At 63.5% G+C, this 14,779-nt stretch carries 16 protein-coding genes; 7 read left to right on the forward strand and 9 right to left on the reverse strand.

Annotation, left to right across the window (positions count from 1 at the left end; all coding sequences use genetic code 11):
- From AC1DLO_RS06015 to dacB, 5 genes are all read right to left on the reverse strand, one after another.
- On the reverse strand, positions 1–555 hold the full coding sequence (locus tag AC1DLO_RS06015) for a SipW-dependent-type signal peptide-containing protein (RefSeq protein WP_476888785.1): 555 nt from the start codon (positions 553–555) through the stop codon (positions 1–3).
- A gap of 219 nt (positions 556–774) precedes the next feature.
- On the reverse strand, positions 775–1,326 hold the full coding sequence (gene hpt / locus AC1DLO_RS06020; protein ID WP_184741199.1) for a hypoxanthine phosphoribosyltransferase: 552 nt from the start codon (positions 1,324–1,326) through the stop codon (positions 775–777).
- A gap of 31 nt (positions 1,327–1,357) precedes the next feature.
- Positions 1,358–2,395, reverse strand: a complete 1,038-nt coding sequence (gene tilS / locus AC1DLO_RS06025; RefSeq protein ID WP_476888786.1) for a tRNA lysidine(34) synthetase TilS — start codon at positions 2,393–2,395, stop codon at positions 1,358–1,360.
- A gap of 104 nt (positions 2,396–2,499) precedes the next feature.
- On the reverse strand, positions 2,500–3,612 hold the full coding sequence (locus AC1DLO_RS06030) for a zinc-dependent metalloprotease (RefSeq protein ID WP_476888787.1): 1,113 nt from the start codon (positions 3,610–3,612) through the stop codon (positions 2,500–2,502).
- A gap of 68 nt (positions 3,613–3,680) precedes the next feature.
- Positions 3,681–5,213, reverse strand: a complete 1,533-nt coding sequence (dacB, locus tag AC1DLO_RS06035; protein WP_476914430.1) for a D-alanyl-D-alanine carboxypeptidase/D-alanyl-D-alanine endopeptidase — start codon at positions 5,211–5,213, stop codon at positions 3,681–3,683.
- A 136-nt stretch (positions 5,214–5,349) separates the two neighbouring features.
- On the opposite strand from dacB, the gene AC1DLO_RS06040 reads away from it, so the two are divergent.
- The 6 genes from AC1DLO_RS06040 to AC1DLO_RS06065 all read left to right on the forward strand — a co-directional run bounded on the left by AC1DLO_RS06040 (position 5,350) and on the right by AC1DLO_RS06065 (position 9,752).
- Positions 5,350–5,838: an inorganic diphosphatase gene (locus AC1DLO_RS06040; protein ID WP_059388921.1), complete on the forward strand. Its 489-nt coding sequence runs from the start codon at positions 5,350–5,352 to the stop codon at positions 5,836–5,838.
- A 150-nt stretch (positions 5,839–5,988) separates the two neighbouring features.
- Positions 5,989–6,966, forward strand: a complete 978-nt coding sequence (locus AC1DLO_RS06045) for a WXG100 family type VII secretion target (RefSeq protein WP_476888789.1) — start codon at positions 5,989–5,991, stop codon at positions 6,964–6,966.
- Positions 6,963–7,739, forward strand: coding sequence for a hypothetical protein (locus tag AC1DLO_RS06050; protein ID WP_476888790.1), 777 nt, complete (start codon positions 6,963–6,965; stop codon positions 7,737–7,739). Before AC1DLO_RS06045 ends, AC1DLO_RS06050 begins: the two co-directional genes overlap by 4 nt.
- A gap of 62 nt (positions 7,740–7,801) precedes the next feature.
- Positions 7,802–8,443, forward strand: coding sequence for a hypothetical protein (locus tag AC1DLO_RS06055; protein ID WP_476888791.1), 642 nt, complete (start codon positions 7,802–7,804; stop codon positions 8,441–8,443).
- Positions 8,430–9,110 carry a hypothetical protein gene (locus AC1DLO_RS06060; protein WP_476888792.1) on the forward strand — a complete coding sequence of 227 codons (681 nt, stop codon included), beginning with the start codon at positions 8,430–8,432 and terminating at the stop codon, positions 9,108–9,110. Before AC1DLO_RS06055 ends, AC1DLO_RS06060 begins: the two co-directional genes overlap by 14 nt.
- A gap of 42 nt (positions 9,111–9,152) precedes the next feature.
- On the forward strand, positions 9,153–9,752 hold the full coding sequence (locus AC1DLO_RS06065) for a hypothetical protein (protein ID WP_476888793.1): 600 nt from the start codon (positions 9,153–9,155) through the stop codon (positions 9,750–9,752).
- 23 nt (positions 9,753–9,775) lie between these two features.
- On the opposite strand, the gene AC1DLO_RS06070 is transcribed toward AC1DLO_RS06065, so the two are convergent.
- The 3 genes from AC1DLO_RS06070 to serS all read right to left on the reverse strand — a co-directional run bounded on the left by AC1DLO_RS06070 (position 9,776) and on the right by serS (position 13,361).
- Positions 9,776–10,621 carry an HAD family hydrolase gene (locus tag AC1DLO_RS06070; RefSeq protein WP_476888794.1) on the reverse strand — a complete coding sequence of 282 codons (846 nt, stop codon included), beginning with the start codon at positions 10,619–10,621 and terminating at the stop codon, positions 9,776–9,778.
- Between the two features lie 101 nt (positions 10,622–10,722).
- Positions 10,723–11,862 (reverse strand): hypothetical protein, encoded by a 1,140-nt coding sequence (locus AC1DLO_RS06075; RefSeq protein ID WP_476888795.1) that lies wholly within the window; start codon positions 11,860–11,862, stop codon positions 10,723–10,725.
- A 218-nt stretch (positions 11,863–12,080) separates the two neighbouring features.
- A complete protein-coding gene (gene serS, locus AC1DLO_RS06080; protein ID WP_184741209.1) occupies positions 12,081–13,361 on the reverse strand; it encodes a serine--tRNA ligase in 1,281 nt (426 codons plus the stop codon).
- A 111-nt stretch (positions 13,362–13,472) separates the two neighbouring features.
- Here serS and AC1DLO_RS06085 point away from each other — a divergent pair, with 111 nt between their 5' ends.
- Positions 13,473–14,519 carry a diacylglycerol/lipid kinase family protein gene (locus tag AC1DLO_RS06085; RefSeq protein WP_476888796.1) on the forward strand — a complete coding sequence of 349 codons (1,047 nt, stop codon included), beginning with the start codon at positions 13,473–13,475 and terminating at the stop codon, positions 14,517–14,519.
- Positions 14,520–14,546: 27 nt separating this feature from the next.
- Here the strand turns inward: AC1DLO_RS06085 and AC1DLO_RS06090 are convergent, their stop codons facing one another.
- Entirely contained in the window at positions 14,547–14,765 is a 219-nt protein-coding gene (locus tag AC1DLO_RS06090) for a hypothetical protein (protein ID WP_184741211.1), read from the reverse strand.
- Between the last annotated feature and the right edge of the window lie 14 nt (positions 14,766–14,779).

The raw sequence follows: 14,779 nt of genomic DNA on the forward strand, positions 1-14,779 counted from the left end.
TTAGGAAGTGGAAGCCCCGGCGAGCTGCCACGTGGCCGTGCCGCTTTGCCCCTGGACCAGCCCTGCCGCTGCGGTCACTTTGAAGCAAAGGAACACCGCGCCGCCGGGATTGCTCGTGGGGCTGCCGGCGTTGAGGTCGAAGGTGACACCGCTCAGTGCACCGTTGAGTGCGGTTCCCGCAGGCACCAGTTCGGTTCCCGTAGTGCCGCTCGAGCAACCGAAGGACGTAGTTTCAAGGAGTTGGTAGCTCAGGTTCGCGACCGACCCCGTGGCAGTAGCAGTGTTCACCGTGACGGTGGACCCCGTGGTGGTATTGGCCGCCAGCCGCACCGCGAAGGGTGCGTAGACAGTGTCCCCGGGCGCCAGATTGGCTGGGTTGAGGGTGAATGGCAGGGTGGCTCCCGGAGAGGCCGCATGATCCGAGTAGGCCGTGCCGTCCGTGCTTCCCTGAAGATTGAAGGTACCCGCCGTGAATGTTCCGGTGGCGAACTCGGAATCGTTCCAGGCAGCCAACACCACTGCGGCGCCGACCCCTAGAACCAAACCGCCAGCCAAAAGTGCCCGGACCTTCCCACGCCTTGACGATGAAACCGAATCCATATTCAAAATGCCCCCCCAGGTCAAGTCAAACGACTATTTGAGCTGAACGCTAACACGCAAATTGCCCATTCTCGACAGCCCTCCCCGAATGAGTTAAAAGAAGAAGTCGGCCTCCCCATTGGGCGGCCGACTTCTCTTAGCTTTAACTTCGCGGCAATACCGCGGTAAGAAAGGCTACTCGTAAACGTGCGGGGCGAGAGTTCCCACAAAGTCCAAGTTGCGGTACTTTTCGGCGTAATCCAGTCCGTAGCCGACCACGAATTCGTTGGGAATGTCATAGCCGACATACTTGACGTCGATCTCCACCTTGGCGGCTGTGGGCTTTCGGAAAGCGGTGCAGATTTCCACTGAAGCGGTGCCTCGTGATTCGAGGTTGGTCTTGAGCCAGGAGAGCGTCAGCCCGGAATCGATAATGTCCTCGACGATCAGGACATCCTTGCCCATGAGGTCGGTGTCGAGGTCCTTGAGGATGCGCACGACGCCGGAGGACTGGGTACCGGAACCGTAGGAAGACACGGCCATCCAGTCCATGCTGACGTGGCTGTGAAGTGCGCGCGCAAGGTCGGCCATGACCATGACGGCGCCTTTGAGCACGCCCACGATCAGCAGTTCACGACCCTCGTAGTCCTTGTCGATCTGTGCAGCCAGTTCACCGATTCGTCGCTGGATCTGCTCCTTGGTGTAGAGAACGTGCTTGAGGTCTGCCTGGACGTCGTTTGAATCCACCAATGGCTCCTGTGTTGATGCGTGGGTGCGGCTAGTGTTGGGGCGATTTGTGATGCCGGAATACTAGCTTCCCACAGCCTCCGCCTTCTCGGGGAACGCCATCTCCCTGCATGGGGGCCTGCCGCTCCAATTCACTCAACGACACCCGATACACGCTGACGCTTCCGGGAAGCTGCACGGGACCGGCCGATCCCTGCCGGCGCAGCAACGCTTCAGCCGCCTGGAGCCGCCCGTAGCCGGGCTGCTGGCCCCCGACGTCGGCGGCTGCTTTTGCGATCACCCGGAACCTCAGCGCAGGGGCCAACTCCCTCAAGGAGGCTTCGGGGAGCCAGACGCCGTCGTCGGTCCGGTTCACGAGGCCCGCATAGCTCTCCATGGCAAGCTGCTCCAGGAAATCGGCGTCCTGCTGGAGGATCGCGGCGGTGCGGGCAAGCGATTCGGCGACGCCGGGTCCGAGTTTGGCCTCAAGCAACGGCATTACCTCGACCCGGGTTCGTGAACGGGCAAAGGCTGGATCCGCATTACTGGGGTCGTGCCAGGTTTCGAGTTCCTCGACCTCGCAGATTTCGAGTGTTTCCGCGCGCCGCAGGCCGAGGAAGGGGCGAAGGAGCTTGCCGCGGGCAGGCCGCATTCCGGCGAGGGAGCGCGTTCCCGAGCCGCGGGCCAGGCCCAGCAGCACCTGTTCCGCTTGGTCATCCAAGGTGTGCCCGAGCAGGATCGCCCGGCAATCAAGCTCCGTGGCAGCCGCTTCAAGGGCTGCATGCCGGGCGTCGCGCGCCGCGGCTTCGGGCCCGAACCCGGTGGCCGCCACATCGACGGTCCTCAGCTGAACAGGCGAAAGGCCCAGCTCCTTCAGGGTCGCCACTGTTCGTGCCGCGACCTCATCCGAGCCTTCCTGCAGCTGATGGTCAACCACGACCGCGGCGACGCTCACTGGGTGGCCGTGCACGTGGCCGCGACGAGCGAAGTACGCAGCCACGGAAGCGAGGGCCACGGAGTCGGGACCGCCACTGCAAGCCACCAGGATTCGCTCTGGATAGCCTGCCGAGGCCAGTGCGTCCTGCAACATATTTCGTGCCTTGCCGACGACAGGCGCCAAACGCCCGGGACGCCGTCGTCCGCTGCTTTCTGGGCTGCTGCCTGGCCCTGCTGGACCTGATTCGGTACCCGCGGTCACAGACCCATCCGCTCAAGCCACAGCTTGGAGTCGTGGATTTCGGCTTCGGTGGGCAGTTTTTCGGCCGATTCCCAGACCCGGTTCAGGCCCTCCATGCCAGCCAGCGCAACCACTTCACGGACGAACTTGGCTCCGTCGCTGTACTGGCGCATCTTGGCATCCAGGCCGAGGATGTTGCGGATGAATTTCTCGATCATTCCGCGGTCCTTGCCCCGTGCGCTGAAGCGCTGCCTGATGGTCTTCACTGAAGGGACCAGGGTGGAATCGACGGCGTCCATCACCACGTTGGCGTGGCCCTCCAGCAGGCTCATGACTGCTGTGAGGTGCGAGAGCGAGGCCTTTTCCTCGGGGTTCTGCAACAGATCCAAGATGGCCCCTCGGCCAGGCGTGGCACCGGCTGAGCGGTCGCGTAGGGACCGCGCAGCGGCCGTAGCACGGTCCATGATGGAGTCCACATTACCGAGCAGGTTGGTGCTGAGCCGCTCGATCTCCTCAAGCATGTGGGTCCGGAGCCAAGGCGCGGCGGCAAACTGCACGCGGTGGGTTTGCTCGTGAAGGCAGACCCAGAGCCGGAAATCGTCCGGATCCACGTTGAGCTCGCGCTCCACGGAGATGATATTCGGAGCCACCAGCAAGAGTCGGCCGGCGGGAGGCGCTTTTGAGTCCGGGGCGAGTGCCGCGAAGGGGTCGTATTGGCCCAGGACCTTGCTCGACAAGAAGGCAAGCACCGCTCCGAGCTGGCTGCCCGTGATGGCGCCGCTCGCGGCCGCCGCAGCCGGTGTCATCGCCGGACCGCGGCGGGAATCCATCATTTGCTGGAGGGCCGGCTGGAGCATCACCGCAAAGCTCTGAGTGTTCGCCTTCGCCCACGATGCCCGGTCCACTACCAGGACATGGGAATCTCGGAGATCTCGCGCGGCTTCCAAACCGGTGATGTCATGCACATGCGGGACCGAGATGTCCGCGCTGAAACGCAGGCTATCCACGGCTTTGCCGATCTCGCCCGGGCTCATTGGGGGACCGGGGGGAGCGAGCCGGGCAGCCGTGGAGGCGGCCAGCTCCCAATTGATGAGGGACTGGGCTTGCTGCTGAGACTCCATACGATCCATCAGAACACAGCAGGCTGAATCTGCGCCCTTAAGTTCGCTCAGCGGCGAACGTCAGGCAGCGACGAACGTCAACCACCAGAGCAACCACACGAGGCGAGCGCGGTGGCGGACCTGTCCAGCGCCACTTTGTTCCCCGCGGCTCCTGGCGTCAGCCCGTTGCCGATAAAGGAGAAAACCAGGAGACGGCCGTCAGTGTCCACCACATAGCCGCTCAAGGCGATGACCGAATTCAGGGTTCCGGTCTTGGCCCGGACCAGACCTGCCCCCTGCGAAGTGCTGGCGTCGCCGTAGCGGTCTCCGAGTGTCCCGGTCAGTCCTGCCACCGGGAATCCGGCGAGCGCAGCACGGAGGCGGGTGTCCGGTCCGGAGGTAATGGCCCGGACCACGTCCGCGAACTGCCGGGCTGATACCTGGTTGCCCAAGGCAAGGCCGGACACGTCGGCCAAGTGCATGGAGTCCGTGGCTATCCCCAGCTCCGCCAACTGGGCGCTCACGGCCGCCGTGGCGCCGTCGTTGGTTCCCGGTTTTCCCACGGACAGTGCAGCCATCCGGCCAAACGTCTCCGCGAGGTAGTTGTCCGAGGTTTCCAGCATCAGATCCACTTGCTCGCGGACGGTGGCGGACTCCACGCTCGCGAGGACATCCTGCTTTCCTGTCGGAGCTTTGGCGCGTTCCACACCCGAGGCCACCGTGAATCCGGCAGCGTCACCCGCGGCCTGGAGCTTCCCTACGAAAGCCTCCGCGGCCGTGAGGGCTGCATCCTGCGGTCGGGGGCCGGTGGTGGCCCCCGGGCTGGTCCGCGCCGAGTTCAACGCGAGCGGGAAGACCGGTGCTGTTTCGCCGGCAGCGACATCGTCGAGGCTCCACGCCGGGTTCAAGGCCGGTCCGGTGAAGATCGTGTCATCCAACTGCACGGTGACCGGACCTGTCACGCCGCGGTCCTTGAGCGCTCTGGCGGTGTCCGCTGCGAGCGTTTCGAGGCCGGCGTGGCCCATCACCTCGCCTGGCTGTGACGGTCCCGCGCCAAGCAGGACGTCCCCTCCGGCGCTCAGTACGATGGTCGACGCTGAGGGTCCTGTCAGGACCCGCGTGCCGAAGCGGGTCTCCGGGCCGATCGCCCGCAGCGCCGCGACGGCGGTGAGCAGCTTCATGTTGGACGCGGGCACCCGGTTCTTGCCGCCGTCGCGATCGTAAAGCGGAAGTCCGGTCAACGCATCCTGAACGACACCGGTGAAGTCTCCCCCGCCGTCGGGCGTCAGTAAGGCGTTGAGCTGGCGGGTGACGTCGGCCGGTAGCGGGACCGGGGCTGAAGGGTCCAAGGGCGCGACCACCTGGGCACGGCTCAGCCCATCGGGAATCTGTTGCCAGGCCGGCGCCTTGGGGATGGGCGTGCTAGCAGCTCCCAGGAAGCCGGGCCCGAAGAACCCGGGTGCCACGCCCAGCCCCATCGGCACAGCAAGGGCAGCGATGACCAAGATCAACAAGACCAGTGGCAGAAAGCGGACGAAGCCCTTCGATGCCGGGTTCCTGGGTCTGAGAACGGGGTTCTCCTGCTTGTCCGAAGCCTGCTTTTCAGCCCCCGCCTGGTCAACGCCCTTCATGCAGCTTTAGTCCTCAAAGTCTTGAATGTCCCCACCGTTTCAAGAAACTTGGGCCTCTCGCTATATCCTCAATAGTAGTCGGCGGCGTCGGCTGCTCTGTTGCCGCGCCCATGCCAATACTGTCAAGGAGCATTCCATGAAGCACGACGTCACGATCGAGATCCCCAAGGGGTCGCGCGTCAAGTACGAAGTTGACCACGAGACCGGCCGCGTTCGCCTGGACCGCGTCCTGTTCACGTCCATGCAGTACCCCACCCACTACGGGTTCTTCGAGAACACCCTGGGCGAGGACGGCGACCCCTTGGACGCACTGGTACTCCTGCAGGACTTCGACCTGTACCCCGGCGTCATCGTTGAGTCCCGCCCCATCGGCGTGTTCAACATGACCGACGACGGCGGTGGAGACGCCAAGGTCCTGTGCGTTCCGGCCGATCCGCGCTTCGACCACATCCAGGAAATCTCGGATGTCAGCGAATTCCTGATCAAGGAAATCGAGCACTTCTTCACCCGTTACAAGGACCTTGAGCCCGGCAAGTGGGTCAAGGCTGAAGGCTGGGCCGACCGCGCAGCCGCCGAAGCCGAGCTGGAAGCTTCCATCAAGCGTTACGTTCCGGTCTCCCACTAAGGACCCACGCTTCGGGCGGCGGGTGTGGTTCCATACGAACCGCACCCGCCGCCGTCGTCGTTAATGGGTAGATGTCCCCATCGACCTCGCCTGTTTCGGGGCAATAGGCTAGGCGCGACATGACCAAAGACTAGGGACGGGGGATTCCGGATGGCTGGATTCTACGGCGCCGACGTCGCACAGCTGCGTTCGTTGGCCGGTGTGATGGGCAAAGCCGCCACAACCCTGGAAATGCAGGGGATGCAGCTGAGCGGCCTCGTCAATAACACGACCGCATGGACCGGCAGCGACGCCCAAAGGTTCAAGAGCGATTGGAACTCCAGCCACCGTCCCCTGCTTCTCAAGGCGGCGACCATGCTGAAGGAAGGCGCCAAGCAGCTCAAGGCAAATGCCGAGGAACAGGATTACGCCAGCCAGCGGATGGGCACCAGCGCCCTAGCCGACCTCAAAGGCGTCTACGACACCGGGACGGGGGCCAAGGACCTTGGCGCAACGCTCTGGAACGCTTGGAAACTCCACAAGCTCGGCTTCGAAGACTGGGCCAAGACCAAAGAGCTGCTGACGAATTGGGACGACGCCGGGCGATGGCTCAAGGGCGGCCTTGACCAGCTCAAGAACGGCGGCAAGCTCAGTGAGGTCCTGACAGACCTCAAAGCCGGGGTTCCGTATGCGCAGGCTTTCGAAGACGCCAGCAAGTTCTCCCAGGGCATGCGGATCGCCGGAGGTATCGCCGGCCCCCTCAGCATTGCTGGCGGCATCCACGACATGATCTCTCCCTCCCACGACGGCTGGCGCGGAACAGGCGATCGGGTCGCGGGCGGATTGTCCGTTGTGGGCGGGGTTGGCGGCATGATGCTGATGACAGCGGGAGGCGCCGCGATGCTCGGCCCGATCGGCGCCCCGATCGTCATCGGCGCAGGCCTCGTCGCGGGCGCGTGGGCCTTGGGGAATCTGGTTGCGGACCATTGGGACAGCATCTCCAATTTCGCGCAGCACCCCGCCCAATACCTTGGCGACGGCCTGAAGGAAGCAGGAAACTTTGCAAAAGACGCCGGCACCAAAGTGGTTGACGGCGTAGGAAATGCGGCCAAATCGGTCGGAAAATTCGTGGGAGGTATTTTCGGATGAGCACCAACACGATCCAGTGGACCGAACGCGATGTGGAGTCCGCGGCGAAGGTCCTGTCGAAAGCCTCGGCGCAAGGGACGCCGCTGCCCACCCTCACAGACGAAGAAGTGGTTGCCCTGGACGGCGTCCAGCGCGAACAAGCTGTCCCCACCCCGTGGCTCTCGGCCCAGACGGCGGACCGGAACGTGCTCTGCGGCGTCGCCCTTCGGGGCCTTCTTGCCAAGGAGCTCGCCTATCCGGTGATCTTCGAAGGCGAGGCCGAGCCGTCCAGGCTGCACGCTACCGAGGAAATCACCGGTGCTTTGGCCCTGCGCCGTACCGGCCGTCAGGTTGCGTCAATCGAGCGGACAGTTTCGACCGGCAAGCGCTGGCTGTTCATCTACGTCCACGACGACGGCGCGCTGCTTGAGGAAGTCGACGAGGGCGGACTCCACGGCTTCACCGTAGTCACGGTTGACCAAGTCAGCCGACGCCTTGCGGCGTTTGCGGACCCCAATGGTGCCGCGGCGAAGGACTCTGAAGCGGTCAGCTACACCCCGGCCGAGTTCGAATCCTCAGGCGGCGAGTTCCTTGCGGAGACGCAGGCAGTCAGCAACCTGGCAGTCTTCGAAACGAACGCCGAAGACCTCCGGACGCTGACGATCTACACGGCGCCCACCTCCGTGCATGTACTCAACCAGGTTGTCACCGAGGGCTCGCTGTCACTCGTGCTTCGGGAAGTGTCCGCAACAAACCTCGAGGGCACTCTCGCCACCATCGTTTCCGGAAAATAACCACCAGCAGCCGGGGCGTGCATTCAGAAGTGCGCCCCGCCGTCGTCATCCCCGAGGATTGCATGGCTAAGAAGAACAACTTCGACGGGCCAACCCGTCTGATCGACGCAAGCAGCCGCCGCCCCGTGAGGCAATACACGATGAGCGGCGAGTATTACGTCCGGGCCTCCGCGAGCCGGCACTTCTGGGGCCGCGTCCTCGACGGCGTCGTCTTCCTTGCCGCGTATTCAGTGCTGTGCCTGCTGGTTGTCGCCGTCCGCAAAGCAATGGAAAACAACCTGGCCACCCTGGAACTGGCATACAACGACGCCTTCTTTTACGCGCTGTTTGCCGGGCTGTGGTTCGTGGGCCTGTTCGTGTACGGCATGGTCTGGGGAACGTCGGGGCTCTTTGGCGACCGGGCGGCGCACATGCGGTCCGTGCGGATCCAGGATGGAACCACCTCCGGCGCCTGGACAGGGGGTTGGCGCGCTATCGCGTGGTCATTCATCCCGCTTTACATCTTCTTGATAGTCGGCAGCATGTTTGAGGTAGCCAACGTGGACCACTCCCCCGGCTACATTCCCCTCGACCTGGATTCCGGCCTGACCCAGGGAAAGCCTCCGATCGAGGATCCTGCGCTCCTCGCCAAAGAAGAGGCCCAGGCCCGAGTTCACGACGGACTTCCCAAGCTTTACGGGAGGAACCCCGATGCACGGCCGTAACTGGCTGGTCCGCCGGGCAGAACACCGCCTCGCACCTGACCTGGGGAAACTTATCCACATCGCATCGTCGTCGAGGATCTTTTGGAGTTGGTTGCTGCCATGCCTAATCATCGGCTTCGTTTTCGGCACAATCGGGCAATTCGTCAGCCCCGCCAACTCGAGCGACCACACACCTGACAGATTCCAGAACATGCCGGTCTATCTGGTCACTTGCCTGCTGACAGGCCTGGTGCTGTGGTCGCTGACTTTCGGAATGGCCTTCCGAAAGCTTCTCGTGTTCGACGGCGGAATGGTCGCCTCTTACGCGCAGGAGCGAACCACACGGATCTTCCGTTGGAGCCAGGTCGCTCCCGAATCCATCAAAGTGGTCACGAGCCACGATGGCTCTTCCCCTGCGGCGCTCCTGGTTGCCAAGGAGGTGACCCGCCTCGGCGTCACGGGAAAGTACGCGTTGGTGTTCCGCTCCGAAGGTCCGCCGGACCCGCATCCTGCCGGGGGTCGGGTGCCCGACCGACGTTTTTGGACCTTTGAAAGCAACCAGGATCCGGCTCCGTTGGTCCGGTCAATCCAGGACGGCATGGTAGCCGCACGTATTCCCGGCGCGGAATGGATCGCCCCACAATCGCTGCCACCCGCCGTCGTAACGAGCAAAACGGCTCTGGATTAACCGCTTGAAAGTCAGATACCTGCCGGTAATGTATGATCCACCATGTTCACGCTGACCATCAACCAACGCGACAGCCGCGGCAACGGAGACCTTGTTCCGCAGCTGCTGAAAGACTTGCGCCACATCCCTGCGCGCCTGGACTTTGACCGCTCGGTGGAAGATGAAGTCCAAGGCATCGTGGACTCCCCGCATCAGGCTGTGGACACGGCGCTCATCGCTTTGCGGAGCGGGCGATGGTACGTGGGAATCGGCGTCGGGCCTGTCAACGAACCCCTGCCCAACCAAATCAAAGACGCCTCCGGGCACGGACTGGTCTACGCCCGCCGCGCCGTAGATCGCCTACGGAACGGCAAGGAGCGCATCCCGGTGGCCGTTGAAGGCCCGATTGCTGCCCTGGCTACCGAGTCGGAGGCCGTGCTACGCCTTCTAGGACACATCGTGCAGCACCGGAGTTTTGCTGAGTGGCGCGTCCTGGATCTGCTGACGCCCGGCGTGCGTGGGCAACAGAAGGCCGTGGCCCAGGAACTGGGGATCAGTACCCAAGCCGTAAGCAAGGCCCTTGCCCGTGCCCAGTGGGTGGAGGAGCATGCTGCCAGGCCCGCAGCCGCCCGGCTCCTCGCGATGATCCTCGAGGTTTACTAGGGCGTACCCGTGTGCGCAGACCTTTAAAGCAGGCCGCGCAGAATGAGGGCCGCGCCGTCGTCGTACACCGACGCGGTGACCTCGTCCGCTACGGCGATGACTTCCTCGGGCGCTTGGCCCATGGCAACGCCACGGCCGGCCCAGCTGAGCATCTCGATGTCATTGCGGCCATCCCCCACCGCCACGGTGTGACGCGGGTGGGTGCCGAGCCGCTGGCGCAACTGTTCCAGCGCGCTGGCCTTGGTGACTCCGGCGGCGGCGATATCCAGCCAAGCCGTCCAGCCCACCGAGTAGGTGACCCCGGACAACCCGATCTTGCGGATGGCGGTGGAAAACTCCTCGGCAGTGTTCTCGCTGCTGAACACCACGACGCGTACCGCGGTGGCATCCAGCATGGTTTGGAAATCGACGCCGATTGCCTCGACGCCGAAGCTGGCGTCCTGGAATCGCTCGGTGGAGAGAAAGTTCCCGTCCTCGTCCTCAAGCGCGTACTTGGCGGACGGAAGCTGCTCGCGGAGAGCCATCAACGCCGGAGCGGGATCGAAAGTGGCCTTGTGGATGATCTCGTAGCCAGCATCCAACTGCGGATCGAGCCTCAACGTCACGCCGCCGTTGCAGCACACCGCATAGCCCCGTTCCAGGCCGATCTGCTCGATGATGGGCAAGGTGGCGTTCAGCGAACGGCCGGTAGCGATCAGGACGTCGTGACCGCCGTCAACGACGGCCCTTGCGGCTTCGCGGACTCCCTGTGACATGTGGCCATCGTGGTCCACGAGGGTTCCGTCAACATCCAGTGCGACCATGAGTTTGTGATTGAAATTCCGCTGGTCATCGATGCCAGCGACTGAGGTACCAGTCAAAATAGTCATGCCTCCAGTGAAGCAGACCCCACCGACACCAGCTAGGACGCAGGCCACAGCAAGGGATTAACAGGGGGTGAATACTCCCACGTTGTCCACAGTGTGAGTATTTACTTGGGCTTTGGCGCTCCCGGGCCGGGCGAGCTCGCCGTCCGGCGTTGCAGGCCCGCCACCCCGGGGATTGTTTCCCATTCCGGCACTTGTGGGCGGGATATCAGAAACGGGCGCCCGGGCCGAGGACGTAGCCCGGCGCGCAGGAGCTTCTGCCGCAGGCGGCCTGGCTGTTCCAGGTCTGCCCAATTCCATCTAGCGAGGGTGAACCCCCATCCTCGAATGCGGTCTTCACGTAGCTTTTCCCGATAGACGACTTCCTCGGCGCTTAGATCTCCCCGCAGGCCCTCCTCCAGATACTTTTGCTTGCCATCGAACTCGCCCGCGACCAGCTGTTCCGGCCACCAGAAATCGGTCCTGGCAACAAATTGTCCCGAGTCGACGATCGTGTGCTGTTGGACGGGCTGCTCGAATCCCAACAATTCGATGGCCGCACTGCTGAACGATTCCCCGGCCGATTCGGATTTCGTGTGGGCCAAGTTCGCGATGCGGCTAGCACGGCTTTTGGCGGCATCGGTAGCGACTCCATCCAATGCCAAGGCCATGCGAGGATGATCTGACAGACGAGCATCTTGACCGAGCGAGCCCTGCTCCCAAAGCATTCGCGCGATTCCCTCAGCCACTACCAGAGCACTGCTGAATGGTGAGGTGCACATGACGTCGAGAGCCGTTTGCACCGGACCTGTACAAGCGAAATCACCGGCAATCACCGCATCAGTTTCCCGTTGAAGCAAATATCGCATGGGATGGTTGCCGACGCTCCGGGCCTGATTGGCAAGAGCGTTGTTTCCGTGGACCACAAAGGTTGCAGCGCGCCGGCCGGTGATTCGCTCCGAGGAAGTGGCTAGGTCAACGAACGTCGGGGGCCGAAGCGTCGGGACCCCGAGCACCACCGCCGCAGTCTCCCGACAAAAGACCGGCTGCTCGAACGCCAGACCCACCGCCGCCGCTGACCATTTGAACCGCTCGCTCGGAGTCGCATCCACCCACTCCGAGGTTTTCAGGTAGTAGCCGCGCCGGAGCCGGACAAGCCGGCCAGACCTGAAGTGGTGGTGAATCGCCGACGTGGATCCGGTGAGGGCCAAACGTTCGGCGGAGACAATGAGCTGCGAGGGGATGTCCATGGAAATACTGTCCATGGATCGTACCGTCGAGTCAGCCGCGCTACGCCTCCATGTGGATAAGTCGAGCTGTGGAGGACAATTCGGCTCGGCATTCCGAGGCTTGTTTCCCACGATGGCACCTCAAGCAGCCGAATCGGAAACAAGCCCCGGAATCGCGATGCGGACGCCTCGAAGCGGACGCGATGGTGAATCAGCCGCTAGCGGTGGACAAGAAGCTTCGCCCGACGGACTCGTTACAGGACCGGCAAGACCTCGAGGCCGCCGAGGTACTTCTGGAGGGCCTTGGGGACGTTGACCGAGCCGTCTGGGTTCTGGTGGTGCTCCAGGATGGCCACAATCCAGCGGGTGGTGGCCAGGGTGCCGTTCAGGGTGGCGACGGCTCGGGTGCCCTTCGCAACGCCGTCCTCGTTGACCGCGCGCTCACGGATGTTGAGGCGACGGGCCTGGAAGGTGGTGCAGTTGGACGTGGACGTGAGCTCGCGGTACGCATTCTGGGTGGGGACCCAGGCTTCGCAGTCGAACTTGCGAGCAGCGGACATGCCGAGGTCGCCGGCAGCGGTGTCGATCACGCGGTACGGGATCTCGACCTTGGCCAGCATTTCCTCTTCCCAGGCCAGGAGGCGCTCGTGCTCGGCAGCGGCTTCCTCAACCGTGGTGTAGATGAACATCTCCACCTTGTTGAACTGGTGGACACGGATGATGCCACGGGTGTCCTTGCCGTGCGAACCTGCTTCGCGGCGGTAGCAGGAGCTTTGCCCTGCGTAGCGAATGGGGCCGGCGGAAAGGTCAAGGATCTCGTCCGCGTGGTAGCCGGCGAGGGCCACTTCCGAGGTTCCCACGAGGTAAAGGTCGTCTTCAGCGAGACGGTAGATCTCGGCGTCGTGCTTTACGTCGAAACCGGTGCCCTGCATCGTCTCAGGACGCACCAAAGTGGGAGTGATCATGGGCACGAAGCCGGCCTCGATGGCTTGGTCCATGGCCATTTGCAACAGCGCCATCTCCAGGCGCGCACCCACGCCGCGGAGGAAGTAGAAGCGCGCACCGGATACCTTGGCGCCGCGTTCCATGTCGATCGCGCCAATGAGCTCGCCGATCTCCAGGTGGTCCTTCGGCTCGAAGTCCGGGAATTCGCGTGGTGTCCCGACGGTCTTGACCACCACGAAATCGTCCTCGCCGCCCTCTGGCACGCCGTCTACGATCAGGTTCGGGATGACACGGAGCAGCTCTTCCTGCTTGGCCTGGGCGGCGTCCGCTTCAGCAGAGGCAGCCTTGACCGCATTGGCGAGTTCCTTGACTTCGGCCAGCAGCGCCTGCTTTTCCTCGCCCTTGGCCTGTGCCACCTTCTTGCCGAAGACGTTCTGCTCCGCACGGAGGTTCTCGTAGCGGATCAGGGCTGCGCGGCGGTCTGCATCGGCGGAAATGATCGCGTCCACCACGGACTCGTCGGCGCCGCGGGCGCGCTGGCTGGCACGGAACTTGTCCGGGTTTTCGCTGAGGTCTTTTACGTCGATCACCAGACAAGAGTATCGAATGAGGGCACAGCTCCGTGGCCAGCGTCCGACGGCGGCAGGCACCCGCTGCTGCATGCGCTGCTGCACCCCCCGGCGGGATAGGGTTGAAGTACCATGAGCGATTGGATCCTATACGTGATTCTCGCTGGGGGCGTGGTCTTCGCCGTCTCCAGTTGGTGGGGTGTGCGCCGGCTCAGGGCCAGGCACACCCGCAGCGCCGTCCGCGAAGACGCACACAAGCCCGATCCCGGTTTACAGAGGGTCGCCGTCATCCTCAATCCCGTCAAGGGCAAGGCCGAAGACGCCAGGAGGATCATCCGGGAAGCCTGTCATCTTGCCGGCTGGGACGAACCCCGCTTCTTCGATACGACTGCTGAGGACCCCGGCCATTCGCAGGCCAAGGCGGCGCTGGCCTACGGGCCCGACGTCGTGCTGGTGGGCGGCGGAGACGGCACCGTTCGCGTCGTGGCAGAGACCCTCGCTCACACCGACGTCGCGATGGGCCTGATTCCCCTGGGCACCGGAAACCTCCTGGCACGCAACGTGAACCTGGACGTCAACGACCTGCGGGGCAACATCCAGACCGCCCTCTTCGGCCACCAGCGCTACATCGACACCGCCCGCATGGCTATCCACAATGAGCGGACGGGAGCCACCTCGGAACATGCCTTCTTGGTGATCGCGGGCATGGGCCTGGATGCCGAAGTTGTGGGCGACACCAACGACGACCTCAAGAAGGCCGTCGGCTGGCTGGCCTACACGGAGGCCGGCGTCCGCCACCTGCCCGGACGGCGCAAGAAGGTCACCATCGCCATGGATGACGAGCCCGAGCAGTCCCGGAAGATCCGAAGCGTTCTGTTCGCCAATTGCGGCTTGATTCCGGGCGGCATCGATTTCATTCCCGAAGCCATGATCGACGACGGCGTCCTCGACGTTGTGGTGATGAGCCCCCGCAGCGCCATCGGCTGGCTCGCTGTGTACGCCAAGATCCTGTTCAAGCACAACCGAAACTTGCCGGTCATGAACTTCTACCGTTCGGGCAAGGTGGTCATCCGGAGCAACGAACCCATGGCCACGCAGCTTGACGGTGATCCTTCAGGTGAAGCCACGGAGGTCACCGTCAAAGTGGAGCCGCGTTCTCTTCTGGTTCGCGTGCAATAACTGGCGTGTTTGCAATTTGGCGAGACGCTACTTGGCGTTCTTCGCCGCTTCCGCTGCTTTGCGTTCTGCCAACGCTTTGGCGGCCGCGCGCGCTTCGGATTGCTCGCGGATCATGGCCTGCTCTTCCTCAAAGCGCAAGCGATCGGCCCGGTCAGCTTCGTCGCCGTCCCAGTCCTGGTTGTCCGCCTTGGGCTTCGGATTGACGATCATTCCCTGGCCGCTGGTGTCATTGCTATTTCCCGACATGGCCCGCTCCCTCC

The sequence above is a fragment of the Arthrobacter sp. 01T419 genome (assembly GCF_056398865.1).